The sequence below is a fragment of the Methylobacterium amylolyticum genome, from assembly GCF_030700245.1.
GTDB lineage: Bacteria > Pseudomonadota > Alphaproteobacteria > Rhizobiales > Beijerinckiaceae > Methylobacterium.
In genome coordinates this window covers 42,340-65,600 of the sequence record NZ_JAUYZI010000020.1, presented here as the reverse complement: position 1 = coordinate 65,600, position 23,261 = coordinate 42,340, and the positions used below count along the sequence as shown (strand labels likewise).

The following is a 23,261-nucleotide window of genomic DNA, read 5'->3' as shown; positions in this document are numbered from 1 at the left end:
CGGCGCGGGGCCCCGGACCGCTCGAAGCGGCCGGGACCCGACGTCACGATCGGCTCGCTGGGACGAGCGTCTTTGCCCAGCCGCAGCCTACGCCATCGGGTGGAAGGCGCTGGCCCACTGCTTCTCCGCCGCGGCGTCGGTCAGCAGGCAGCCCGCTGCCGCCAGGATGACGGCCGCACGTTGCTGGGTCTGACGCATGGCCGTCTCCAGGTCCTGGCCATCCTGATGATGGAAATCGTCGGCCGGGGTGACGCACGGGACCGATCCCGGGGCCCTCCCGCCCCACCCTGAGGCGTGCATCAGGTACATGCGCTCGTGGTAGAGCCAGTTCGAGTAGGTCGCGAGCAACCCGGGCGTGATCGGCGTGGCCGCGTGCGTCGGCTGGCCGATGAGGGTCACGCCGCCGCCGATGAGCGGGAGCGTGGTGAGGCCGCGCAGGAAGCCGCGGCGTGATGCCGGGCCGCTCATGCCGCCTCTCCCACGTTGAAGCGCTGGGCGCCGCGGCCTGTCCACTCAGCAGCGGTCAGTTCGACGTCGGCGCCGGGCTCGAGGTCGGGGTCGCCGTCCAGCGCGTTCAGGATGACGAGGCAGCGGTCGACCCGGTCGAGGTCAGCTTCGATCTGCTGAGAGATGCGAGCGCGCAGGCTCGCAAGGCGCGCGCGCTCCAGCGCGTGCGCGGCCGCCCATGAGGGCAGCACAGGGGTGTAGAGGTTCATAGGTTCGGTCTCTGTGGGGACCGGCTTCTCAGGGCCGGGGATCCTCCCTGCCACGGGAGGAACCTCACCAGCCGGATCGGGACTGGCGCCGGGAGTCTGAGAACACGCCACAGAGAACGTGCGCCACGGCCTTCACCCGAAGGCTCTTGTATCGCCGCCCGAGTTTCCCCTTGCGGTGCCGTGGCACTCCCGGCATAGTTTCACCGGTCGCGTCGCACGACTATGTGCGGCACGTTCGAATAGCGGGATCGAAGCCCGGCAAGGCCTGGATTTCCGCTCTGTGGCTGTGACGCTATCCCCGGCAAGGGACCGTCACGGGAGTTCTCAGGCTCCACAGGCAGAACTAAACGCAGACCCGCCACCCGGCAAGGTGCGCGGGTTTTTGCGTTTCTGGGCCACCGCGTTGAACCTCGGTCCTTCATCGCACGCCCGTCCCGACGCCCCGTCTAGCCATTGTCGCAGGACGTGACGGACGAACTCTGAGTTGCAGGATCATATCAGAAGGCGGCATTATGCCCCCGGGGTGAAAGCCGGGTAAATCCATGCCAGCAACAGCAGTGAGAGCATTAAGTGGTATAACAGATAAAAGAATTCGAGATCTATTCGAAATTTTGGGCGAGATCACCCAAAGGGAAGTGACTTTTCAAATCACGGGAATTAGAGGCACAGTAAAACTTGATGATAATCGTCTCGGCCCGTTTATAAAGGAAGACGCTGGGCTTATCAAAAAAGCCAGCACCGGCGGGCATGGATTTCAGATAGACTTGACAACTTATTCTATTGCAACTGGCGAAAATGGATCTCAGTCTCCCCATCCATTTTACGCGACTATAGTATTGTCTATAGGCGATTATTATTCCCACAATCAAAGCCAACAAGTTCCGCCGGACGAGGAAACGGCGTTAAAGTGCAATATTGAGATCGGTAGATTTGTAAAGAAGCATCAATTGGATGCTGGTGCACTCGGGCAGCCGCAGTCGAAGCTAATTGAGCCTCACCTAGCACTCATCTCAAAGATCGAGGCGTCAAGCACGGAACAGATCGCTCGTATTAACGAATACTTCGTCGAGATGACAGAGCGATTTGATGCACGCAATGCGGCGCTCAACGATCATGTCGACGCTAGGCGCTCAGAACTGGAAGCTGAATTTGCCGCAAAGCAGGATCAGCTTGAATTAGAGCGGACCAAACTATTAGAAGAACAAAAGGCATTAGACGACCGCACCAACACCCACGCTCGCCGAGCTATCCGAGGTGAACTGCTGACGACGCTGCAAAAGCGGCAGGCGTCATTTTCGGTTTCTAGAGACACTAGGTCCCTCCGTTGGCCCATACACTTAGTTTTTATCGTTCTCATTGTTTCGACATTCGTCGGCACGGCTTGGTCCTTATATGTCTGGGGAGTAAGTTCGAACGATGTATTTGGAACCGTGGCAATTACCAGCGCAATCAAATCGGTAGTGTTCACCTTCGGATTTTTGACCACTGCAGGGCTGTATGTGTCATGGATGAACAGGTGGTTCGACAAGCATGCTGACGCACAATTTCAGACCAAGCAATTTGAAATAGACATTAATCGTGCCAGTTGGGCGGTCGAGGCTGCTCTTGAATGGAAGGGTATACAAGGGGAACAGATGCCTGATGCCCTTCTGATGGGTATCACTAAGCACCTGTTTGAAACGAGCCCTGCCGACAACACTGAATATTCGCCCCTTGAGGCTCTTGCGTCCAGCATATTGGGGTCAGCGTCTAACCTAAACCTTGATGTTAATGGAAGTAAAATAGCCTTTGATCGAAAAAGCATTGCCAGCATTAAGAAGGCTGAATAGCGATCGGCGTTATCGCTTACGCTCTCAATTAGCTACGATTTATTGTTGGCAATGCACTGTGGGTTGGCCGTATCCATGCCCGCCCCGTCTTGGTGTGAGGAGCGATGCGCCACCCCAGCAAGGCCGACATCATGGCGGTCGAGGAGCGGTGCATCTACTGCGCCGCGCCGCCCACGTCGGTCGAGCACATGCCGCCCATCTCCATGTTCCGGGGACGGATCAGGCCGTACGGGCTGATGTTCGCCGGGTGCGCAGCCTGCAACAACGGCACCAGCGCCGCGGATCTCGTAGCGGGCTTCATCGCGCGCCTCAGTCCCCGCTACGATCAGGACGACTGGAAGATCGTAGAGGCGCGGGAGCGCAGCGGCATGCTGGAGGCCCAAGCGCCCGGCTTCCTCAACGAGTTCTTCGATCCCCGGCAGCGCTCCGTCGAATGGCTGCGCACGCCCAGCGGGATCCGCCGGCCGATGATCGTCATGCGGCAAAGCGGGCCCCTGCTGCGCGCCTACCTCGACGTCTTCGCTGCGAAGCTGGCTATGGCCCTGTACCGCCACCACTGCGGCCATCCACTGCCCATTGGTGGTTTCGTCATGTGCGGCACATACCTGAACGCGGGACTGGCGCCGGATACGGCGAAGGCACTGCTTTCGATCATGCCCGTCCAGGCAGGACTACGGCAGGGACGTCGCAACCACGCTGACGACCAATTCATCTACCGCTTCAACACAGATGAGCGATCGGTGGTCGCTGCGCTCGCTCAGTTTCACGATGGGCTCTACGTCAGTGCCTTGGCCTTCGGGACTACTGACCCGTACGGCCAGTTGCCGCTGTTGCCTCACCACCGCCGCGTGCGGCCCGGTGATCTGCCGGGCATGATGCCGTTCCGGTCCAGGCCTTGGTCTGTTCAGCGAGCGTTGATGATCAAGCCGCTCGCTCCTTCGCCATCCTGACGCCAGCCTTCCGGCGATCGAGCCGTAGCCCGACAGCCGCCAACCTCGGGCGCAACCCCCTCAGCGCCTCGATCAGCGCCGGCTCATCGCGCCACCCGCCCGCGACCACCAGCACGGCGGCCGGGTGGCGGCCGCCGTGCGTCAGGACGTGGAGCGTGCGCACCATCCGCTCTGACGTGCCGATACCGCCCAGCGGCCCGCGCAGCACCATCCCGGCTACGTCTACGTCGAACAGCCGACCGGGCGGCGGCCTCAGCCCAGGCTGAACCTGCGCCCGCAGCGTCCGGGCTGCCTCAGCGTTCCGGGCCGCCTCGTCGGCCTTCTCGCGCATCCGCGCCAGGGTGCGCGAGGACGGCGGCCGCTTCACCGGGGCGGTCGGCGTCCGGCTGATGTAGGCGGTGACGTTCCGCGGGTCCGGCGTGGAGAGCTTCGCCAGAAACGCCTCATCTATCCCGTGAACGACGCAACGGGTGTTGCGCCGGAGAAGGGGGTGATCCGCTGGCGGGCCGCGTCGGCGCTGGGGCTCCGCGCCCGGTCGAGCCGCGGCGCTGCCGTCGGCAGGGTCCGGCTCGGGGCCGGCCCTGCCGACGCGCGTCGCGCCCGCAGCGGCACCCGGCGGGCTGCACCTGGGATCGGGCACGGTCAGCTCCAGTCGTCGTCGCTGCCTCGCTTCAGGTCCGGCATCGTGATCCCCATGTCGGCGGTCATACCTCGGCCCTTCGTACGCAAGCCGGTCACCCGGCCGCCGCCGCCTGATAGGGCGACGTCGACCCGGCCGTGGAAGTTCATGTCGGCGAGCCGGTCCACATGCTTGCCGAACTCCGCCACATGGGCGCCGATGCCTCGTGCCCCCGCGCCGCCGCCGAACCCGCCGGCTGGCGCGTCCGGCACGGTCAGCCCATTCCGCCCGATGCCCTGCCAGCGCGAGATCCCGACATCCCGGGCGCCGTACCACTGGCGCCAGCCGTCGCGCTTGACCACGTCGAGGCCGAAGTCGATGTGCTTGCGCCACTGGCTCGGATCGCGCGGGTCGAGCCCCTTGCGCAGCGCGACCGCGCCGAGCCCGCCCATCGTGTTGAGCTGCATCACCCCGTAGGAATGCTCCTTCGAGGTGATATTGTTGCGGTGCGGGTTGAACCCGCTCTCCTGGTTGACCACGCGCTCGGCCACGTTCGGGTCGATGCCGCGCGCGATGGCCGCCGCCCGGACGTAGGCCCGGACATCGCCGCGCAGGCCCTCGGTCGGGGCCTTGGCCAACGGGCCGGTGATCCGGCCCGAGCCGCCGGCGCCGGGCGGCGGACCGTCGCCACCGCCGCCACCGCCGAGGCTCGCGCGGCGCACGAAGCCGCCCGCACCGCCGCCGATGCCGCCGCCCCCACCGCCGCCGAAGCTGGCGCGCTGGATCAGGCCGCCACCGCCGCCACCGCCACCGCCCTCGCCGGGGACGAAGCTGATCGGCACGAAGATCGGATTGGCCATCGTGTCCTTCAGCCGCTGCCACAGGGACTTGCCCTGCGCCTCGACCTCCGGAGCCTTCGCTTGCACGCCGTCGGCCACGCCCTGGCCGGCCTTCTGACCCGCCTCGGTGCCCGCCTCGCCCGCACGATCCGTGATCGGCCGGAAGGCGTCCGGCCGCGGCGGCGGCAGCGGCGCGGCGACGATGCCCTTGCCGACCTCCGCGCCGATCGCCTTGCCGGCCTCCTCTGCGGGCTTGCCGGTCAGCCAGTTCCGCAGCCACGGCGTCGTCTTCGGGATCTCCATCTCCAGCTTCTCGCCGGTGCCGGGATCGATGGCGCCCATGCCCTCCTTCGCAGCGATCTTGGGCAGTTGGTCGGCGGTGGCGATACCCGCTACCGCCGCGCCGGCCCCCAAGCCCACCACGACGCCGCCCAGGCCGAAGCCGGCCAGCGGCGCGGCCTTGACCGCATCCTTGAGCTTGTCCGGCCCGGCGCCGGGAACCCCACCTGCCAGTTTGATCGCCGCCGCATCGAGCAGCGCCGCCGACTTCGTGAGCGCCGCCGCGGAGCCGTTGAGCGCCGCGCCGCCGCCGCCGAGCCCGAGCAGCTTGCTCGTCAGCACCAGCGCGCCAACGGCACCACTGCCCATCGCCGCCGCGCCCCCGCCGAGGCTCAACATCTGCTGCTGGCCCTTCGGTAGCTTGGAGAACAAGTCGAGGCCGTTGCCGGCGAGATCCGCGGTCCACTTGATCAGGCCCGCGTTGGCTTCGCCGATCTGAAGAACCAAGTTCTCGAAGGAGCCTTTCAAATTTTCGACCGACCCGCCGACCCCGGCAAACACGTAGTCTGCCCTGGTTTTCGCGTAGTTCGGGTCGTCGCCGGCCTTCTTGATCTCGCCGCGGGCGACCTTGAACTCGTCCCACTGCCGCTGCGTGATCGCACCCTTGCCGCCGTGCTTGTCGGTCAGCAGAGCGTTGAGCTGCGCCAGCGTCATGTTCCGCGACATCGCATCGTCGAGCAGGCGCTCGACATCGACGTTGCCGGCGCTCATCCGGTAGAAGTCCCCAGCCGCCTTGGCGGCCGTCTTCGCATCGCTCGCCCGGACCCGGCCCTTCTTGTCCTTGCCGAGGATGCCTCCGGTCGCCCGCACGACCGCCGCTGTGTAGCGGCCCTGATCGCCCAGCAGATCCTTGTCGCTGTTGATCGCGTCGAGCTGGCGCCGGATCTCGGGGGTGAACTCCTTGCCGATCTTCAGCCGGAACGCGCTCTCCAGGGCGCCGGTGCTCAGCTTGTCGGGCATGCTCACGTAGTCGGAGTGGCGCATCACCGCGACAGGGGCGCCGCCGGCCAGGACAGCGACGGTCAGATCGGCCCAGCCGCCGGCGGGCGGCGCGGGCTCGGGCGTGCCAGCGCTGCCGCTCACGACTGCGCTCCGCGGATGCCGCGGTACCGCTGCGGTCCCGAGGCCGCGGGCCGCGCGTGCGGCGCGGTCCCGGCCGGGGCCGGCGGAGCGGGCTGGCCCACCCAGTTCGCGAGGATCAGCCTCGTGCCCTCAGCCACGTGGTCGCCGTGCACGTGCCGAACGTCGATCAGCGGGTGCCGATGCATGTGGCTCCCCGCGGGGTAAGCCGCACGCCGAGACGCGCGATTACGATGGATCCCCCTGTCAGGAACGGCGCGTCGCGGTGTGAGCCGCCGTGCAGGCCGTAGATCCCGACAACAAATGGGGCCGGCCCGTCGTCCTCCGGCGGATCGCCGTCATCGGAGGCCGCCTTCCGCGCCGGCAAAGCCGCTGGATCGAGCCAACGGCCCGAGGCGAAGTGGACGCCCTCGGCCAAGGCCACCCGGACTTGCAGCTCCAGGCCGGCCGCGGATGTCGGTACGGCCGGCGTGACCGGCACGGGCTCGTCGCCGAGCGTGACATCCTGCGAGGCGATCACTTCGAATGATTGGCCGGCCGACATTCGTCCAAGAATTGTGACCTTTGCTCTCATCGCTACCTCGTTTTATTGTGGTCGCCTTCGCCTTGACCGTCCATTCCACGCTGTGGCCGGGGCGCGGAGACGAAGTTCCCGTTGTTCGACGTGACCACGGCGCCGTCACAAGGTGCCCCGGATGTCGAGCCGGACGCGCAGGGCGCCCGGCGATCAGCGTTGGCCGGCCGGGAACCGCCCGGAGGCTTGACGATCCTCCGGGAACCGCGAGCCGAAGGATTGAAAGTGATCAGTCTGCGGCGTGGCCGGGACCGGCGTTGCGTCGAGCGGTATCAGCCGCTCATTGACCGCCCGCGTGGGCTCCCCACGTGGCGCCACCCTGCGGCGCTTCTCGATGGCCCGCAGAACGTAGACCGGGTCCAGCAGGCCGTGAGCGTCGCGCTCGACCGGCTCGAACAGCGTGGCGTCCCCGTGGAGCAACCCGGGGAGGCGCACGCTCGAGGCGAGGGCGTTCGCGGGCTCCCCGCCGATTGCCGGGAGGAATTTCTGCACCCGGAACCGGCGTCGCTCGACCGGCCGACCCTGGCCATTCGGGAACCCCGGGGTCGGCAGCAGGCCGCGGTCGCGCGTGGACGTGACAACCCGATCCTGATCGAATTCCCCCGGTCGTACCTGACCCACGAGAACCCACCGGTCCTCGAACGACTCCGACAGGAGTTCCTCCGGGAACACGGGGGAACTGCGGATGCGCCGCTCGACACCAGGGATCTTCTCGGCTCCACGCGGCAGGTCAGCATTCGCCGCCTGCACGGCCGCCTCGGCCCGGGCGATGCCCTCGATCAGGTCGACGATGCCGGTTGCGAGATGCGCGTACATCTCGGAGAGCGCCGCCGCGGCGTCGTCGGCCTGTCGCCGGGCTGCCTCGTGCCTCGCGACCCGCTCCGCCTCCGCCTCGCGAGCCTGGGCGGCGGCGAGCCGTTCCTTCAGGGCGGCCACCAAGGCTTCGGCGCGGTCAACCTTCACGTTGGCATCGCGGCGCGCCGTATCGAGAGCGAGCAGGCCGGCCTCGTCCACGGAGAGGAGGCCGGCCTTGTAGGTCGCCTCCGCCGCCTGCTGCCTCTCATGCGCTGCGGCCAGCTCTGCCTCAGCCTCAGGCAAACCGGGCCCGATCTCCAGCACGGTCGCATCCTCGCGGCCCGCAAGGGCGAACAGGTTCTTGAGTAGGCGCTTCACCGTTCGCCCTTCCGGTAGCCTGGGACCTTCGCGTTCTCACTCGCGATCACCTCGTCCCAGTCGAGCGTCTCGTCGCCGTTCCCGCCGCCCTTCGCCTGCTTCTCGGGATCGAGGCTGAGCGCGGTGCGCCCCTCCTTGGCGGCGACGAAGCCGGCGAGGTCGCCGCTGGAACGGGGAGCGGTCCGCAGGATCGCCACCGCGGTCTCGGCGCTGAGGCTGGTGTTGAAGGCGAGCTCGTTCGCCTGCGCCTCCCGCCCCTTCGCCTCCGGCGAATTCAGGATGGCTGCGAAGCGGGCGCGCTCGGAGGCGCGGACCTGATCGGCCTCGGTGTCGGTCACAGGTGTCTCCATGGTGGTACGGGCGGACGGGACCGCAGGGGTGGGGGAAGTGGCACCCGGGCCGGCCGCCACGGGTCGCGTCTGGGCCACGGACCCGCCGCCCGCGCTCAGATCGGCGAGCACGTCCTCGAAGGTGCCGAGTGCATCGATGAGGCCGAGTTCCAGCGCCTCGGCGCCCATGAACGTGCCGGCCTCGGTGCTGCGGATCGCCTTCTCGGTCAGGCCCGGCCGGCCGGCGGCCACCGTCTCCACGAACAGGTCGTAGAACTGGCCGACTTCGCCCTGCAGGCGCTCGCGCACGGCCTCCGGCAGCGCCTGATAGGGGTTGGCGTCCACCTTGCGGGCGCCGGCGTGGATGAAGGTCGGCTTGATGCCTTCCTTCGCCAGCATCTCGCTGTAGTCGAAGTGTGCCAGCACCACGCCGATGCTGCCGCTGATCCCCGTGGGGATCGAGACGATGCGGGTGCTGGCGGAGGCGATCGCGTAGGCGGCCGAGGCCGCCAGCCCGTTCACCAAGGTCCAGACCGGCTTCGTCGCCGCGGCGGCGCGCACTGCGGCGGCCGCCTCGAAGGCGCCCACCGCCTCGCCCCCGGGGCTCTCCATGTCCAGCAGGATCGCCCGGGTGCGCGGATCCCGCGCGGCGCTCTCGACCTGGTACTTGAAGCCCTCGTACGAGATCACGCCGGAGGAGGCGCCCACGTACCCGCCGCGGTTCGGCCTCAGGTGCAGTGCTATCGATCGCCCTGGCCGCCTCGACATCATCTCCCTTCACGCGGCCGACCCTCCGCCAGAGCTGCAGTCGGGTCTGCCGTCGTGGATCCAGACCACACGGGCCACGGCCTTCTCCAGCCGTGCCAGCTCGGCCTCGACGTCCGGCGCCTGGACACCCATGCGCCGCAACTTCGTGGCGATCGGCCGGAAGCGCTTGTCGAGGAGCATCGCCCGGCATAGGCGACCGTGGCGCCGGCGCAGGCTGATGAAGGCCTTCGCAAGGTCGGCGATCAGGCGCTGGTCGCGGGAGGGCGGGAACGGCAGCAGTACCGCGCTGCCCGCCGCCGGCGGCGCCGGTGGCTCGACGTGAACCGGTACGAGCTCGGCCAAGAGGGTGCGCCGCTCAGGGCGGCGCTTCCTCGATGGCGGGGGCTCGATGGCGGGAATGCCGCTGAATAGAGGGAGGCCGCTATCGTCCATCAGATCCCCCGAGCCATTCATCCAGCGAGACGTCGGCGCCCGGCCCGCTGTTCTGGAGAGGCTTGAATGAGGCATTGATGGTGAGCTGAAACGCTCCCGCTACGACCTCGCATTCCTGTCCGTAGCTCTCATGCTGGAATGCTTGGCGCTGAAGAGTGCCTGCCTTCCGTAAGGCGACAACCAATCGCTCTCCCACAAGCATCCTCTCTTCAGTGCTCATCCCTGCGAGCGACTCTTGTGCTTCGACAAGGATCTTGACGGTCTGATTGATTTTTGCGGACATCGTTGCCTCCTAAGCGTCCAGGGTATTCCAAGCATCATCGTCTATTGCGAAAGCAATATCCGTAAATTTTAAAACAAACCAAACCACGAGCGCTTCACTTGTCTTGATGGCAGCTTTAGAGCGAGGCTTGATGCCATCAAGGCCATACTGTTCTTCATCGACTTTCCAATCTCCGGCTTCTTTAGCTGCCATGCAGACCAACTCACACCAAATTCGATCGGAGGTTATGCGGCCGGAGAATGGTCCTCGTCTTTTACGCTGATGAACCCAGCAGCGCGCAGCCCATGCCTCACCCCTCCTAATGTTGATAAATATAATATCTTCGAGGGTGGCATCAGGGCCGTAGGCTGCCATAGCCTCAATACCGCGCTCGATGATCTCAAGTGCGCGTTCGTTGCTCATGGGCGGCCCTCATTACGAGGCTTGCGCTCCATGACGGGTCGGCTGGCCAAGAAGGCCTCCCAGTCTGCTTTGAGTATGATGGTGCAGCCGCCGTGCTTACGGGCGGTGAGTTCGCCATCGGCTATAGCGGTGTAGATCGCACTCCGGCTCAGCGGGGAATGCTTGGCGAGCGTGTCGATCCGCTCGGCCCCTGTTTCAAACATCTCTGTACCTCCTCGGATTTGCTGAAATCCGAGGACGATAGTGATTCCTGCACCCGGCCGAAAAAACCCCTCAGTGATTAATTGCGTCAGGGATTAGGGTTTTGGATTTCGAGGGACGGCCTCCATCCTTCCACGCGTAGGCACCCGTGTTCTCGATAGCCTCGTGCCACATTCGGTTGAAGCCGACTTTTGATAGGCCCTTAAACTTTCCTAGAGCCTCCGCCCTCAGTGCGTCCTTGGTATTCGTCCTCTGATCTGAATGCTGCATCAGCCCCTTTAGCCACCGGAAGCAGTCTCGCTCTGCGGCGCTGCTGGACGCCGGCGAAGGATCCGCCAGCCGGGCGTGTGGGGCGACGAAGATGGAGAACAGTCTTGTGCCGTCAGTTCCGATAGCATCCCACATGTGATCTTCGACGTCGGCATCTGCATCACGCAGGACAGGCTTAAAGCCGCGCCACGCATCGAGGGGAATGTGTTGGAACGGAGCCACCAGAGATCCAACGCGAGCCATGACCCGTCCTGCCTGCGTCTTCAGTGCCGCGGCGAGCTGGTACGATGCAGTATCGGTTAGAGACCGAGCGATCTCTCGAAACGCTTCCTTTTCATCCACCTTATAGCTGCTCAACTCGGGATCATCATACGAACCGAGGAACGCATGCGGCCGACCGAACACTATCGGTAGGTTGTCGTGGATGCGCGACGACAGATCAAACGTGCCGCCATCCGCATCGATGCTGAGGTAAAGCCCCTCCCCTTCGCATACGACGACGTAGTCAGGATCTTCATAGCACCGGAAGTTCACCTGCAGCCGGCTGAGCACCCGTGTGAGGCGGCCAAGCAGCTCACGACGAACCTCGTCAGGGGTGGGCGCGAAGTTCGGGAAGAAGCGGAACGGCGCCTGGTGAAGCGGTACCCAATCTGCGCCCGGCTCGCTGATCTGCTCAACCGGCATCAGGCGGTCCTCGCACCTGCCGGCCGTCCGAGGTCAGCTATGTTCGATCCCCCGCCGAGGTTCAGGATAGGGAAATTGGCCCGGATGGTGTTGGCTACATAGTTGGGCGCCAAGTGCGCGTAGTGCCTTTCGGTCATTCGCGTGTTGGCATGGCCGAGCTGCTGTGCGATGACCTGCATGGGCACGCCCCTCATCGCCAGCGCGCTGCCATGCGTGTGGCGGAGGATGTGGAAGCCAGCAGCCGGCACGATGCCGGCGCGGCGACAGGCCTCGGTCATGGGTCTGATCTGGTGGGACATCCCCCACGGCCGGCCGTCATCGTGAGCGAAGACCAGAGTTGAGCCCGGCCGGCCGGCGATCAGGCTGCGGAAGAGATCTCGAGCCTCGTCCGTCAGCACCACGTGGCGGCCCTTGCCGCCCTTGCCCCGGCGGACGGTCGCGGTGCCGGCGTCGAGATTGACCTCGGACACCTTCAAACGGCCGAGTTCGCCGAACCTCATGCCGGTCAGCAGCGCGCCCTGGACGAGGCGCCGGAACTCGGGCTCGGCGGCGTTCACCAGCCGCCGGCATTCGTCCTCGGTGAAGAACCGGACGAGGGGCGCGTCGACCTCGCGGAAGGGCTTCACCGCCCGCCACGCGGCATCCGTGCTGGCGTGCCGCTCGGCGAAGGCGTGGTTGAGCGCGGCCTTCAGGATGGTGAGGACGCGGTTGGCGGTGGCGCGCCGGGCGCGCACCGCCTCGGGATCGTCATCGAGCTCGGCGAGCTGCTGTGCCTCGCCCAGCCGGGTGCGGAGCCTGCGGGGAGCGTTGGCGAGCGCGTGGTGCCAATCGCGGACCTTTCGCGTGGTCAGCCTGTCGAGGACGATCGCGCCGAGGGCGGGTCGCACGTGGACTTCGGCCGCGGTGCGGGTCGCGTTCTCGCTCTTGCCTCCCTTGGCGACGTAGTGGCTCAGATAGTCGTCCAGCGCGGCACCGACCGTGTAGGGTCCGGCGCGCTGCTCAGGCGCGCCGAGCTCCCGGCGTTCCTCGGCCTGCCACCAGGACCGCGCGGCCGCGAGGGCATGGCGGAAGGTCAGCACCTTCACGCCGTCGGCGTCGGTCTCGTCGTCCGCCACCCCGAGCGTCGTCTCGAGGTACCGGCCATCGACATACCGCCGGGCGCGCCACACCCCTCCCCTATCGCCCCGGCGGTACCCGAGTTGCAGGCCGCCCTCGACGCTGCGCCAGTACGGTTTCCGGGATGGCGCCAGCCGCAGCCGGGCGGCGCGGGTGTCCAGGGTTGCCTCTCGAAGTGTGCGGGCCATCGGCGACCTCGAATGACCCCAAGTTTGGCCCAAAATACGTGAGCGAACAAACCGGGACCGCTTCGGACACCATCACACTAAGTGCCTGATAACGCAACATCCGGGCACGTCCCGGAACGTCCCCGTTTGTCTGGCTAGTACCCCTTTCACGGCGAAAACACGGGTTCGATTCCCGTAGGGCGCGCCAGGGCTTTCAAGCACTGGGCTGGATTTTCCGAGCTGGCTCACAGACGTGTCTCCCACAGTCAGCGCTGTATGCTGCCTTGTTTTGGGCTTTGGGGAGTGAACGGGTCATCCTGATCGTGATGCCGCGGCCCAACCACGGTACATGCTGACCCTTCCCGGACGTTAGAATCCTTGGGTTTTGGGCAACTCTATTGCCTGCGGGCTCCGCGATCGGTGCCGTAGATTCAGCGTTCTGCGCCGCCTTGGGTCGACTGGGAGCGTCGCCCGATGTTCTATGCCCACTCGACCGACCGCTCGGACCGCGCCGACTGGCAACCCCTGCCGGATCACCTCAACGGCGGGGCCAACGGGGCTGCGTCGCGCGCGGGCAAGTTCGGAGCCCGCCGAGCGGCACTCCTGGCCGGGCTGACCCACGATCTCGGACAGTACAGCCTAGCTTTCCAGGCTCGTCTCGACGGAGCCCGAGACCGCGCCGGCCACGCGACAGCGGGTGCGCGCGAGGTTGTCCGGGCGGCGGCCGGAACCGAGTTCTCCCACCCCATGTCCGAACTCGTCGCCTACGCGGTGGCAGGTCACGTGCGTCATGGCTCACCTCCACCACAACACCGCGCGAAACCCGGCTGTGGTACGAAGCCGAGGATAGCGAGTATGACGATTTGGATCTCGCTGCTTCCGCAGTGCTTCCGCACCGGGTGGGGCCACGTCACAACGCCTGCCGAGTCGTTGAGAACGTGGTGGGCGCGACAGGGATCGAACCTGTGACCCCTACCATGTCAAGGTAGTGCTCTCCCGCTGAGCTACGCGCCCGGGCCGGAACCGCGCGGGCTCCGGTGCGGCGGGGCTATAGCCGCTGCCGCCGGGGGGCGCAAGCGGGAGAATCGGCCGGGCGCGCCGAGGGCGGGGCGCGCCGCATCGGTGCGGCGGCGGTGCATCGGTGCGGCGGCGGTGCATGCGCCGGGGAAAATGCGCTATGGGCCGCGGCCGCCCCTTCCCTGTCAGGTATCGCGACATGTCACCTCCCGCGCCGCAGACGATCGAGGCCGCCCGTGCGGTCGCGCGTCCAGCCCCTCGCGGGGCCGCCTGAGATGTCGGGTCCCGCGGCCTTCCTGGTCGGGGCGGGTCCCCGCCGCCCTCTCACCCTGCGCGCGGGGGCGGACGGCCTGCGCCTCGACCTCTCCGGCCTCGGCGGCGCCTGGATCGAGGTGGCGCTCGCCGACGACCCGGCCGCGCGCGAGGCCGGCCTGTCGCTCAGCCTCGTCGGCGCCGACGGCCGGCCCGGGCCGCCCCTGCCGGAGGAGACGCTGGGCGGCGGCGCCTTCGCCTGGACCGGGCGGCTGCCCGGGGACGTGGCCGAGCTGCGCGTCGCCACGCTCGCCGGCCGGGCGCCCGCGACCCTGCGCCGGATCGCGGTGCGCCGCCTCGCCCGGCCGCGCCTCGCCTTGCGCGCCCTGCTGCGCGAGCCGGGCATCGCGCTCACCGCCCTCTACTGGCGGGCGCTCGGCAAGCGGGTCCGCGCCCGCGGCTTCCTCGACCGGGCCCTGCGCCACCGCCGGGAGTCGGGCTACGAGCGCTGGACCCGCACCCGCGCCCGGCGCGGGCCGGAGCTGGCGGCGATCCGCGCCGAGATCGCCGCGTGGCCCGGGCCGCCGCTGGTCTCGGTGCTGATGCCGGTCCACGATCCCGCGCCGCGGGTGCTGCGGGCGGCGCTCGCCTCCCTCAAGGCCCAGCTCTACCCGCACTGGGAGCTGTGCGCCGTCGACGACGCCTCGACCGACCCGCGGGTGCGGCGGATCCTCGCCCGCGCCGCCGCGGAGGATCCCCGGGTGCGGGTGCTGACCCGGGCCGAGAACGGCCACATCGCCCGCGCCACCAACGACGCGCTCGACGCGGCGCGCGGGCCCTGGTGCGTCTTCATGGACCACGACGATGCCCTGCCCGAGGACGCCCTCTACGAGGTCGCGCGCGCCGTGCGCGCCGACCCCGAGCTCGTGCTGATCTACAGCGACGAGGACAAGATCGACGGGCGCGGGCGCCGGTTCGAGCCGCACTTCAAGCCGGACTTCGACCGCGAGCTGCTCTACGGGCAGAACTACATCAACCACCTCACCGCCGCGCGCACCGACGCGCTGCGGGCGGTCGGCGGCCTGCGGCCGGGCTTCGAGGGCAGCCAGGACCACGACCTGCTGCTGCGGCTCACCGACGGCCTGGACCCGGCCCGGGTCCGCCACATCCCCCTGGTGCTCTACCACTGGCGGGCGGCGGGCGGCTCCGGCACCTTCTCCGACCGGGCGCTCGCCCGGGCCGAGGCGGCGCGCCTGCGGGCGCTGGAGGAGGTCGTCGCCCCCTGGGGCGGGCGGGCGGAGCGCGGGCCCCACGGCTTCAACCGCCTCGTGCGGCCCCTGCCCGCGCCGCCGCCGCGGGTCTCGGTGATCATCCCCACCCGCGACCGGGCCGAACTCCTGGCCGTGACCCTCGACGGCCTGCTGACGAAGAAGACCGACTACCCCGACATCGAGGTGGTGATCCTCGACAACGACAGCCGCGAGCCCGAGACCGCGGCCCTGTTCAGCCGCTACCGGGACGACCCCCGGGTGCGGGTGGTGGCCGTGCCCGGGCCGTTCAACTTCTCCGACCTGTCGAACCGGGGGGCGGCCGCCGCCACCGGCGCGGTGCTCCTGTTCCTCAACAACGACATCGAGGTGCTGGAGCCGGACTGGCTCACGGAGATGGTGCGCCACGCCGTGCGCCCGGAGATCGGCGCGGTGGGCGCCAAGCTGCTCTACCCGGACGGGACGATCCAGCACGGCGGCGTGGTGCTCGGCATCGGCGGGGTCGCCGGCCACAGCCATCTCGGCGTGCCCGACGCCGAGCCCGGCTACTTCTGCCGGATGACGCTCGCCCACGAGGTCTCGGCGGTGACCGGCGCCTGCCTCGCCACCCGCGCGGCGGTGTTCGCCGAGATCGGCGGCTTCGACGCGAAGGCGCTGAAGGTCGCCTTCAACGACATCGACCTGTGCCTGAAGATCCGCACGGCGGGCTACCGCATCGTCTGGACGCCGTTCGCCCGGCTCACCCACCACGAGTCGAAGAGCCGCGGTGCCGAGGACACCCCCGAGAAGAAGAAGCGCTTCGAGGGCGAGGTGCTGACCATGCTCGACCGCTGGGGGCCGCAACTGCGCGCCGACCCGTACTACAACATCAATCTGTCACGGAATTCGGCCCATTACAGGGTTTGAACGCGCGATCCGGCCCTATCGGGCCGGTCCGCGCCCGCGAGGTCTGGCTTCGTCGCGGCCCTTTTCCTGACCCGTCTCCCCCTCGACGGGCGCAGGCCCCGAAACGTGTCGACAGATCGTCGCGGGCGACGCGCGCCGCCCAGTGTCACCGCGTCGCGCACGGCCCGCTTGCGTCGGGCGAAGGTTGCGGTACGCCTGCGCATGCAGCATGACGCGGCGACTGTCAGGGGTGCGGCCAGGGCCTGCCGCGCGGGCGACGAGGACGGCAGCGGACGATGAGTTCCAACACCTCCACGGCATCGAGCACCGGGCTCGAGCGCGACGCCCAGCGCGCCATGGGCGACCACAAGGTCGCGCCGAGCGAGATCGCCATCGGCGTGGTCATCGGGCGCGCGTCCGAATACTTCGACTTCTTCGTGTTCGGCATCGCCTCGGTGCTGGTCTTCCCGAAGGTGTTCTTCCCGTTCGTCGATCCGCTCAAGGGCACCCTCTACGCCTTCTCGATCTTCGCGCTGGCCTTCGTCGCGCGGCCGTTCGGCACGGCCCTGTTCATGGCGATCGACCGGCGGCACGGCCGCGGCGTCAAGCTCACCGCCGCCCTGTTCCTGCTCGGCGGCTCCACCGCGGCGGTCAGCTTCCTGCCGCGCTACGAGACGATCGGCATCAGCGCGGTCTACCTGCTGGCGATCCTGCGCATCCTCCAGGGTCTGGCGCTCGGCGGCGCCTGGGACGGGCTCGCCTCCCTGCTCGCCATGAACGCCCCCCGGGAGCGGCGCGGCTGGTACGCGATGATCCCGCAGCTCGGCGCGCCGATCGGCTTCATGGTGGCCAGCGCCCTGTTCTCGTTCTTCATCGTCAACCTGTCGCCGGAGGACTTCATCGACTGGGGCTGGCGCTTCCCGTTCTACTGCGCCTTCACCATCAACGTGGTCGCCCTGTTCGCCCGGCTGCGCCTCGTGGCCACCGACGAGTTCGCCCGGATGATGGACCTCGACCGGCTGAAGCCGGTGCCGGTGCTGGAGCTGTTCCGGCACCACACCCGGGAGGTCGTGCTCGGCGCCTTCGTGCCGCTGGCCGCCTTCGCCCTGTTCCACCTCGTGACGATCTTCCCGATCGCGTGGCTGGCGCTGAACAACACCGACCGCTCGCCCGGCGAGTTCCTGATGGTGCAGTTCTCCGGGGCGATCATCTGCGCGGGCGCGGTGGCGGCCTCCGGGCTGATCGCCGACCAGATCGGCCGGCGCAACGCCCTGATCATGAGCGCGAGCCTGATCGGCCTGTTCGCCATCGGCTCGATCATCGCGCCGCTGCTGTTCGGCGAGAGCGCCATCGGCCAGACGATCTACGTCACCACCGGCTTCATGCTGCTGGGCCTCGCCTACGGCCAGGCCTCCGGCGCGGTGACCGCCCGGCTCGGCAACCGCTACCGCTACACCGGCGCGGCGCTCACCTCCGACTTCGCGTGGCTGATCGGCGCCGGCTTCGCGCCGCTGGTAGCCCTGTACCTGTCGCAGGATTACGGGCTGGCGATGGTGGGCGTCTACCTGCTCTCCGGCGCGGTCTGCTCCCTGGCGGCCCTGTTCATCGATCGCTCCGAGATGCGGCAGATGTAGGCGCTCCCCGTCCTGCGGCGCGCTCGCGCCGCCCTCCCCGGCCCCCGACAACGGCGCCGCCTCCGCGCGGCGCGGGATGACGAGACGATCGCGGTGACTGATCCGGCCCCCCGACACGACAGCGGCGCCCGCCCCCGGGCCCGCCGCGCGCGCGCTCTGCCCTTCCTCGCCCTGCCGCTGCTGGCGCTGCTCGGGGGCTGCAACCTCGTGGTGATGCAGCCGATGGGCTACGTCGCCGAGCAGCAGCGCAACCTCGTGCTGGCCTCCACCGGCCTGATGCTGCTGATCATCGTGCCGGTGATCGCCTGCACCCTGTTCTTCGCGTGGCACTTCCGCGCGAGCAACGAGAAGGCGGTCTACGATCCCGACTGGCACCACTCGACCCAGCTCGAGGTGCTGATCTGGACGGCGCCGCTGATGATCATCATCGCGCTCGGGGCGCTCACCTGGATCAGCACCCACACCCTCGACCCGTTCCGGCCGCTGACCCGGATCGACGCCAAGCGCGCGCTGCCCGCCGGCGTCGAGCCGTTGCAGGTCGAAGTTGTCGCGATGGATTGGAAGTGGCTGTTCCTCTACCCACAATACGGAGTGGCCACCGTCAACGAACTCGCCGCGCCGGTCGACCGGCCGATCACCTTCAAGATCACCGCCACCAACGTGATGAACACGTTCTACATCCCGACGCTCGCGGGCATGATCTACGCGATGCCGGGCATGGAGACGAAGCTCCACGCGGTGATCAACAAGGCGGGCGACTACGAGGGCCGCTCGGCGCACTACAGCGGCGCGGGCTTCTCGAACATGTTCTTCGCCTTCCGCGGCCTGTCGAACGCGGATTTCGACGCGTGGGTCGCCAAGGCCAAGGCCGAGGGCAAGGACCTCTCGCAGGACACCTACACCGAACTCGCCCGTCCGAGCGAGGCGGAGCCGGCGCGGCTCTACAAGTCCTACGCCGACGGGCTCTACCGCCGCATCCTCGACCTGTGCCCGTTCCCGGGCCAGATGTGCATGAGCGAGATGATGCGCATCGACGCGCAGGGCGGCGCCACCGGCGCCGAGGCCGAGGCGAACTACGAGCGGTTGCGCTACGACAAGGCGCTCGCCGCGCAGGGCAACGAGCCCCCGGGCGCCACCGCCCCGGCCTCGGGCAGCCCGCCGCACAGCCAGACCCAGCCGCAGGGCATGCAGCCGCGCCCCGACATGGGCAACCCCGACTCCCGCGGTTCCGGCGAGCAGCCGGTCGGCCAGGACCGGCCCGATCAGATCGCGCCGAAGCAGTTGAACGAGTGAGGGGACGACGCCCGGGGCCCCTCGGATGGGGCGGTCGCGCCGCGGCGCGGCCCGCCGGGTGAGGGGAGCCGCCGGCCCGACCGGGCCGGGCACGGCTCGAAGACGTGACGGACATCAGACGCGGCGGTCGCCAGCGGACGCATTGAACGGGCCGATCCCATGTTCGACAACATCAATCTGCAGCAGCTCATCTTCGGCCGCTTCACGATCGAGCAGATCCCCTACCACGAGCCGATCCTGATCGGGACGTTCGCGGGCGTGGCGGTGATGGGCGTCGCCGTGCTCGCGCTGATCACCTACTACCGGTTCTGGGGTCCGCTGTGGCGTGACTGGGTCACGTCGATCGACCACAAGAAGATCGGCATCATGTACTGCGTCTTCGCGTCGATCATGCTGCTGCGCGGCTTCGCCGACGCGATCATGATGCGCTCGCAGCAGGCGATCTCCTTCGGCTCCGAGCAGGGCTACCTGCCGCCGCACCACTACGATCAGATCTTCACCGCCCACGGGATGATCATGATCTTCTTCGTTGCGATGCCGTTCGTCACCGGGCTGATGAACTACGCGGTGCCGCTGCAGATCGGCGCCCGCGACGTCGCCTTCCCGTTCCTCAACAACTTCAGCCTGTGGATGACGGTGGCCGGCGGCATCCTCGTGATGGTGTCCCTGTTCGTCGGCGAGTTCTCCCGCGCCACCTGGCTCGCCTACCCGCCGCTCTCGGGGGCCGACATGAGCCCCGGCGTCGGCGTGGACTACTACATCTGGGCGCTCCAGATCGCCGGCATCGGCACGACGCTGTCGGGCATCAACCTCGTCGCGACCATCGTGAAGATGCGCGCGCCGGGCATGACCATGATGAAGCTGCCGATCTTCGTCTGGTCGTCGCTGTGCACCAACATCCTGATCGTCGCCGCGTTCCCGATCCTCACCGCCGTCCTCGTGCTGCTGTCGCTCGACCGCTACCTCGGCATGCACTTCTTCACCAACGACCTCGGCGGCAACGCGATGTTGTACTTCAACCTCATCTGGATCTGGGGTCATCCGGAAGTCTACATCCTCATCCTGCCCGCCTTCGGCGTGTTCTCGGAGATCACCTCGACCTTCTGCGGCAAGCGCCTGTTCGGCTACACCTCGATGGTCTACGCGCTGGTGGTGATCACCATCCTCGCCTACCTCGTGTGGCTGCACCACTTCTTCACCATGGGCTCGGGCGCCGACGTGAACTCGTTCTTCGGGATCACGACGATGATCATCTCGATCCCGACGGGGGCGAAGATCTTCAACTGGATGTTCACGATGTACCGTGGGCGGATCCGGTTCGACGTGCCGATGCTGTGGACCGTGGCGTTCATCGTCACCTTCGTGATCGGCGGCATGACCGGCGTGCTGCTCGCCGTGCCCCCGGCCGACTTCGTGCTGCACAACTCCCTGTTCCTGATCGCGCACTTCCACAACGTCATCATCGGCGGCGTGCTGTTCGGCATGTTCGCCGGCGTGACCTTCTGGTTCCCCAAGGCCTTCGGGTTCAAGCTCGACGAGTTCTGGGGCAAGGTGGCCCTGTGCTTCTGGGTGAGCGGGTTCTACGTCGCCTTCATGCCGCTCTACGTGCTCGGCCTGATGGGCGTGACCCGCCGCATGCAGCACTTCGACGACCCGTCGCTCCAGATCTGGTTCGTGATCGCGGCGCTCGGCGCCGGGCTGATCGCGCTCGGCATCGCCGCCCAGATCATCATGTTCGTGGTCTCGATCCGCCGCCGCGAGCAGCTCCGCGACCTCACCGGCGACCCGTGGGGCGGCCGGACCCTGGAATGGTCGACCTCGTCGCCGCCCCCGGACTACAACTTCGCCTTCACGCCCGTGGTCCACGATTCCGACGCGTGGTGGGACATGAAGAACCGCGGCTACAGCCGGCCGCTGACCGGCTACCGGCCGATCCACATGCCCAAGAACACCGCCACCGGCGCGATCCTGGCCGGCCTGAGCTTCGTGTTCGGCTTCGCCATGGTCTGGTACGTCTGGTGGCTGGCGGCCGTGTCGTTCGCCGCGATCCTCGTCGTCGCGATCCACCACACGTTCAACTACGACCGCGAGTTCTACATCCCCGCCGACGAGGTCTCGCGGACCGAGGGGCAGCGGTCCCGCGTCCTGGAGATGGCCTGATCCGATGATGCACGGCGAGACCGCTCCCCCCGGCGCCGCGGCGCCGGTCTTCTACGTGACCGACGAGGAGGGCCATCACTCCGAGGGCTCGACCATGCTCGGGTTCTGGCTCTACCTGATGAGCGACTGCCTCATCTTCGCGACCCTGTTCGCGACCTACGGGGTGCTCGGCCGCAGCTACGCGGCCGGCCCCTCCCCGAAGGACCTGTTCGAGCTGCCCGCCATCGCGTTGAACACCGCGATGCTCTTGTTCTCCTCCATCACCTACGGCTTCGCGATGCTGGAGATGGACCGGGACGACCAGCGCAAGACCCAGATCTGGCTGGCGATCACCGGCCTGTTCGGCGTCGCCTTCGTCGCCCTGGAGATCCGCGAGTTCGTCCACCTGTTCCACGAGGGCGCGCCGCCCTGGCGCAGCGCCTTCCTGTCGTCGTTCTACACCCTCGTCTCCACCCACGGGCTGCACGTCTCGTTCGGCATCCTCTGGCTGGTCACGCTGATGGTCCAGGTCCACAAGTACGGTCTCGTCGTCGCCAACAAGCGGCGGCTGATGTGCCTGTCGATGTTCTGGCACTTCCTCGATCTGGTCTGGATCGGCGTGTTCACGGTCGTCTACCTGATTGGAGTGCTCGAATGAGCTCGCCCGCCGCCCACGCCGACGCGCAAATCCAACACGCGCACGGCCAGCATGCGCATGGCCAGGACGCGCACGACGCCCACAACGAGGGCGGCCACGGCTCGTTCAAGAGCTACATGACCGGCTTCGTCCTGTCGGTGATCCTGACGGTGATCCCGTTCTGGCTGGTGATGGGCAACGTGCTCGACAACAGCCTCGTCACCACCCTCGTCGTGCTGGCGCTCGGCGGCGTGCAGATGGTGGTGCACGTCGTCTATTTCCTGCACATGAACACCAAGTCCGAGGGCGGCTGGACCTTCATGGCGCTGATCTTCACCGTCACGCTGGTGGTGATCATGCTCTCGGGCACGGTGTGGGTGATGCACCACCTGAACAAGAACATGATGCCGATGTCCGCGGGCGACGTCCTGCACAAGATGCCCTGATCCCGGAGGCCGGCCCGGTTCCGCCGGGCGGCCCACCCTGAAGAGTGAAGCGTTGCGCGTGAGACCCGTCCGGACGCCGCGGCGCGCCGACGCGGCCCGGTTCGGGCGTCCGTGCCCGTGACCGGGCCGCCCGCCTCCGGCGAGGCGCCGCCCCCCTCCCCGCTCCGCCGCGCCGTGTTCGTCCTCGGCGTCGTCCTCGCCTTCCTCGCCCTCCTCGGGCTCGGCACGTGGCAGGTCGAGCGCCGGGCGTGGAAGCTCGACCTGATCGCCCGGGTCGATGCCCGGGTCCACGCCCCCGCGAGCCCCGCGCCCGCCGCCGACGCGCCCGTCTCGCCCGACGACGCCTACCGGCACGTGCGCCTGTCGGGCACGTTCCTCCACGACCGGGAGACCCTCGTCCAGGCGGTCACCGAGTACGGCGGCGGCTACTGGGTGCTCACGCCGCTGCGCCGGGACGACGGCAGCCTGGTTCTGGTCAACCGCGGCTTCGTGCCGTCCGACCGCCGGGACCCGGCGACCCGGGAGGCGGGACAGGTCGCGGGGGAGAGTGTGGTGACGGGGCTCCTGCGCCTCACCGAGCCCGGCGGCGCCTTCCTGCGCGCCAACGACCCGGCGCATGGGCGCTGGTACTCGCGCGACGTCGCGGCCATCGCCGCCGCGCGGGGGCTCGGGCCGGTGGGGCGGAGCGTCGCCCCCTACTTCGTCGACGCCGACGACGCCCCGAACCCCGGCGGCCTGCCCCGGGGCGGCCTGACGGTGATCGCGTTCCCCAACAACCACCTCGTCTACGCGATCACGTGGTACGGGATGGCGCTGATGCTGGTCGCGGCCGGCGTCGCCCTGCTGCGGCGGCCCCGCGCCGGGCGCCCGGGGGAGTAGCCCGGTCCCCGTGCCCGTCTATAATGACGGGACAAGACGC

The 23,261-nt window shown here is 67.9% G+C and carries 23 protein-coding genes and 1 tRNA gene; 10 read left to right on the top strand and 14 right to left on the bottom strand.

Going from position 1 to position 23,261, the window contains the following annotated elements; translation table 11 throughout:
- Nucleotides 1-87: 87 nt before the first annotated feature.
- Together Q8W71_RS15585 and Q8W71_RS15580 are read right to left on the bottom strand one after the other, a co-directional pair.
- Nucleotides 88-468 carry a hypothetical protein gene (locus Q8W71_RS15585; protein WP_305526298.1) on the bottom strand — a complete coding sequence of 127 codons (381 nt, stop codon included), beginning with the start codon at nucleotides 466-468 and terminating at the stop codon, nucleotides 88-90.
- Entirely contained in the window at nucleotides 465-716 is a 252-nt protein-coding gene (locus Q8W71_RS15580) for a hypothetical protein (protein WP_305526297.1), read from the bottom strand. The genes Q8W71_RS15585 and Q8W71_RS15580 overlap by 4 nt, the downstream gene beginning before the upstream one ends.
- A 542-nt stretch (nucleotides 717-1,258) precedes the next feature.
- On the opposite strand from Q8W71_RS15580, the gene Q8W71_RS15575 reads away from it, so the two are divergent.
- Both Q8W71_RS15575 and Q8W71_RS15570 read left to right on the top strand, forming a co-directional pair.
- Nucleotides 1,259-2,545, top strand: coding sequence for a hypothetical protein (locus Q8W71_RS15575; RefSeq protein WP_305526296.1), 1,287 nt, complete (start codon nucleotides 1,259-1,261; stop codon nucleotides 2,543-2,545).
- 104 nt (nucleotides 2,546-2,649) lie between these two features.
- The gene (locus Q8W71_RS15570; RefSeq protein WP_305526295.1) at nucleotides 2,650-3,495 is read left to right on the top strand and encodes a hypothetical protein; all 846 of its coding nucleotides are present in this window, start codon (nucleotides 2,650-2,652) and stop codon (nucleotides 3,493-3,495) included.
- Here the strand turns inward: Q8W71_RS15570 and Q8W71_RS15565 are convergent.
- The 11 genes from Q8W71_RS15565 to Q8W71_RS15515 form a co-directional block, all read right to left on the bottom strand.
- Entirely contained in the window at nucleotides 3,467-3,862 is a 396-nt protein-coding gene (locus Q8W71_RS15565) for a hypothetical protein (protein WP_305526294.1), read from the bottom strand. The genes Q8W71_RS15570 and Q8W71_RS15565 overlap by 29 nt on opposite strands.
- Nucleotides 3,863-4,137: 275 nt before the next feature.
- Complete coding sequence (locus Q8W71_RS15560; protein WP_305526293.1) at nucleotides 4,138-6,375, bottom strand: transglycosylase SLT domain-containing protein; 2,238 nt, start codon at nucleotides 6,373-6,375, stop codon at nucleotides 4,138-4,140.
- Between the two features lie 166 nt (nucleotides 6,376-6,541).
- Nucleotides 6,542-6,946, bottom strand: coding sequence for a hypothetical protein (locus Q8W71_RS15555; protein ID WP_305526292.1), 405 nt, complete (start codon nucleotides 6,944-6,946; stop codon nucleotides 6,542-6,544).
- 153 nt (nucleotides 6,947-7,099) lie between these two features.
- The gene (locus Q8W71_RS15550; protein WP_305526291.1) at nucleotides 7,100-8,119 is read right to left on the bottom strand and encodes a hypothetical protein; all 1,020 of its coding nucleotides are present in this window, start codon (nucleotides 8,117-8,119) and stop codon (nucleotides 7,100-7,102) included.
- Nucleotides 8,116-9,156: a S49 family peptidase gene (locus Q8W71_RS15545; protein ID WP_305526290.1), complete on the bottom strand. Its 1,041-nt coding sequence runs from the start codon at nucleotides 9,154-9,156 to the stop codon at nucleotides 8,116-8,118. The genes Q8W71_RS15550 and Q8W71_RS15545 overlap by 4 nt, the downstream gene beginning before the upstream one ends.
- 69 nt (nucleotides 9,157-9,225) lie before the next feature.
- Complete coding sequence (locus tag Q8W71_RS15540) at nucleotides 9,226-9,648, bottom strand: hypothetical protein (RefSeq protein WP_305526289.1); 423 nt, start codon at nucleotides 9,646-9,648, stop codon at nucleotides 9,226-9,228.
- Nucleotides 9,638-9,931: a hypothetical protein gene (locus Q8W71_RS15535; protein WP_305526288.1), complete on the bottom strand. Its 294-nt coding sequence runs from the start codon at nucleotides 9,929-9,931 to the stop codon at nucleotides 9,638-9,640. Before Q8W71_RS15535 ends, Q8W71_RS15540 begins: the two co-directional genes overlap by 11 nt.
- Nucleotides 9,932-9,940: 9 nt before the next feature.
- A complete protein-coding gene (locus Q8W71_RS15530) occupies nucleotides 9,941-10,333 on the bottom strand; it encodes a hypothetical protein (RefSeq protein ID WP_305526287.1) in 393 nt (130 codons plus the stop codon).
- Nucleotides 10,330-10,536, bottom strand: coding sequence for a MerR family transcriptional regulator (locus Q8W71_RS15525; RefSeq protein WP_305526286.1), 207 nt, complete (start codon nucleotides 10,534-10,536; stop codon nucleotides 10,330-10,332). Before Q8W71_RS15525 ends, Q8W71_RS15530 begins: the two co-directional genes overlap by 4 nt.
- 70 nt (nucleotides 10,537-10,606) lie before the next feature.
- Nucleotides 10,607-11,488, bottom strand: coding sequence for a hypothetical protein (locus Q8W71_RS15520; protein ID WP_305526285.1), 882 nt, complete (start codon nucleotides 11,486-11,488; stop codon nucleotides 10,607-10,609).
- Nucleotides 11,488-12,792, bottom strand: a complete 1,305-nt coding sequence (locus Q8W71_RS15515; RefSeq protein WP_305526284.1) for a tyrosine-type recombinase/integrase — start codon at nucleotides 12,790-12,792, stop codon at nucleotides 11,488-11,490. The genes Q8W71_RS15520 and Q8W71_RS15515 overlap by 1 nt, the downstream gene beginning before the upstream one ends.
- A gap of 453 nt (nucleotides 12,793-13,245) precedes the next feature.
- Between Q8W71_RS15515 and Q8W71_RS32915 the strand changes: the two genes are divergently transcribed.
- Nucleotides 13,246-13,740, top strand: a complete 495-nt coding sequence (locus tag Q8W71_RS32915; RefSeq protein ID WP_370875427.1) for a CRISPR-associated endonuclease Cas3'' — start codon at nucleotides 13,246-13,248, stop codon at nucleotides 13,738-13,740.
- Here the strand turns inward: Q8W71_RS32915 and Q8W71_RS15505 are convergent.
- A tRNA-Val gene (locus Q8W71_RS15505) sits at nucleotides 13,711-13,785 on the bottom strand. The genes Q8W71_RS32915 and Q8W71_RS15505 overlap by 30 nt on opposite strands.
- A gap of 278 nt (nucleotides 13,786-14,063) precedes the next feature.
- Between Q8W71_RS15505 and Q8W71_RS15500 the strand changes: the two genes are divergently transcribed.
- From Q8W71_RS15500 to Q8W71_RS15470, 7 genes are all read left to right on the top strand, one after another.
- Nucleotides 14,064-16,214, top strand: coding sequence for a glycosyltransferase family 2 protein (locus Q8W71_RS15500; protein ID WP_305526282.1), 2,151 nt, complete (start codon nucleotides 14,064-14,066; stop codon nucleotides 16,212-16,214).
- Nucleotides 16,215-16,489: 275 nt separating this feature from the next.
- Complete coding sequence (locus Q8W71_RS15495; RefSeq protein ID WP_305526281.1) at nucleotides 16,490-17,827, top strand: MFS transporter; 1,338 nt, start codon at nucleotides 16,490-16,492, stop codon at nucleotides 17,825-17,827.
- 93 nt (nucleotides 17,828-17,920) lie between these two features.
- Nucleotides 17,921-19,120: a ubiquinol oxidase subunit II gene (gene cyoA / locus Q8W71_RS15490; protein WP_370875426.1), complete on the top strand. Its 1,200-nt coding sequence runs from the start codon at nucleotides 17,921-17,923 to the stop codon at nucleotides 19,118-19,120.
- A 159-nt stretch (nucleotides 19,121-19,279) separates the two neighbouring features.
- Nucleotides 19,280-21,280, top strand: coding sequence for a cytochrome o ubiquinol oxidase subunit I (cyoB, locus tag Q8W71_RS15485; protein WP_305526280.1), 2,001 nt, complete (start codon nucleotides 19,280-19,282; stop codon nucleotides 21,278-21,280).
- 4 nt (nucleotides 21,281-21,284) lie between these two features.
- On the top strand, nucleotides 21,285-21,917 hold the full coding sequence (gene cyoC / locus Q8W71_RS15480; protein ID WP_305526279.1) for a cytochrome o ubiquinol oxidase subunit III: 633 nt from the start codon (nucleotides 21,285-21,287) through the stop codon (nucleotides 21,915-21,917).
- Nucleotides 21,914-22,342 carry a cytochrome o ubiquinol oxidase subunit IV gene (gene cyoD / locus Q8W71_RS15475; RefSeq protein ID WP_305526278.1) on the top strand — a complete coding sequence of 143 codons (429 nt, stop codon included), beginning with the start codon at nucleotides 21,914-21,916 and terminating at the stop codon, nucleotides 22,340-22,342. The genes cyoC and cyoD overlap by 4 nt, the downstream gene beginning before the upstream one ends.
- A gap of 117 nt (nucleotides 22,343-22,459) precedes the next feature.
- Nucleotides 22,460-23,221: an SURF1 family protein gene (locus tag Q8W71_RS15470; protein ID WP_370875425.1), complete on the top strand. Its 762-nt coding sequence runs from the start codon at nucleotides 22,460-22,462 to the stop codon at nucleotides 23,219-23,221.
- Nucleotides 23,222-23,261 lie beyond the last annotated feature (40 nt).

Excerpts from the sequence above, each read along its gene's own strand:
- Q8W71_RS15555 (WP_305526292.1), bottom strand. The coding sequence starts at position 6,946 with ATGAGAGCAAAGGTCACAATTCTTGGACGAATGTCGGCCGGCCAATCA.
- cyoB (WP_305526280.1), top strand. The coding sequence starts at position 19,280 with ATGTTCGACAACATCAATCTGCAGCAGCTCATCTTCGGCCGCTTCACG.
- Q8W71_RS15515 (WP_305526284.1), bottom strand. The coding sequence starts at position 12,792 with ATGGCCCGCACACTTCGAGAGGCAACCCTGGACACCCGCGCCGCCCGG.
- cyoC (WP_305526279.1), top strand. The coding sequence starts at position 21,285 with ATGATGCACGGCGAGACCGCTCCCCCCGGCGCCGCGGCGCCGGTCTTC.
- Q8W71_RS32915 (WP_370875427.1), top strand. The coding sequence starts at position 13,246 with ATGTTCTATGCCCACTCGACCGACCGCTCGGACCGCGCCGACTGGCAA.
- Q8W71_RS15530 (WP_305526287.1), bottom strand. The coding sequence starts at position 10,333 with ATGAGCAACGAACGCGCACTTGAGATCATCGAGCGCGGTATTGAGGCT.
- Q8W71_RS15535 (WP_305526288.1), bottom strand. The coding sequence starts at position 9,931 with ATGTCCGCAAAAATCAATCAGACCGTCAAGATCCTTGTCGAAGCACAA.
- Q8W71_RS15570 (WP_305526295.1), top strand. The coding sequence starts at position 2,650 with ATGCGCCACCCCAGCAAGGCCGACATCATGGCGGTCGAGGAGCGGTGC.
- Q8W71_RS15585 (WP_305526298.1), bottom strand. The coding sequence starts at position 468 with ATGAGCGGCCCGGCATCACGCCGCGGCTTCCTGCGCGGCCTCACCACG.
- Q8W71_RS15495 (WP_305526281.1), top strand. The coding sequence starts at position 16,490 with ATGAGTTCCAACACCTCCACGGCATCGAGCACCGGGCTCGAGCGCGAC.
- cyoD (WP_305526278.1), top strand. The coding sequence starts at position 21,914 with ATGAGCTCGCCCGCCGCCCACGCCGACGCGCAAATCCAACACGCGCAC.
- Q8W71_RS15580 (WP_305526297.1), bottom strand. The coding sequence starts at position 716 with ATGAACCTCTACACCCCTGTGCTGCCCTCATGGGCGGCCGCGCACGCG.
- Q8W71_RS15520 (WP_305526285.1), bottom strand. The coding sequence starts at position 11,488 with ATGCCGGTTGAGCAGATCAGCGAGCCGGGCGCAGATTGGGTACCGCTT.
- Q8W71_RS15500 (WP_305526282.1), top strand. The coding sequence starts at position 14,064 with ATGTCGGGTCCCGCGGCCTTCCTGGTCGGGGCGGGTCCCCGCCGCCCT.
- Q8W71_RS15540 (WP_305526289.1), bottom strand. The coding sequence starts at position 9,648 with ATGGACGATAGCGGCCTCCCTCTATTCAGCGGCATTCCCGCCATCGAG.
- Q8W71_RS15575 (WP_305526296.1), top strand. The coding sequence starts at position 1,259 with ATGCCAGCAACAGCAGTGAGAGCATTAAGTGGTATAACAGATAAAAGA.
- Q8W71_RS15525 (WP_305526286.1), bottom strand. The coding sequence starts at position 10,536 with ATGTTTGAAACAGGGGCCGAGCGGATCGACACGCTCGCCAAGCATTCC.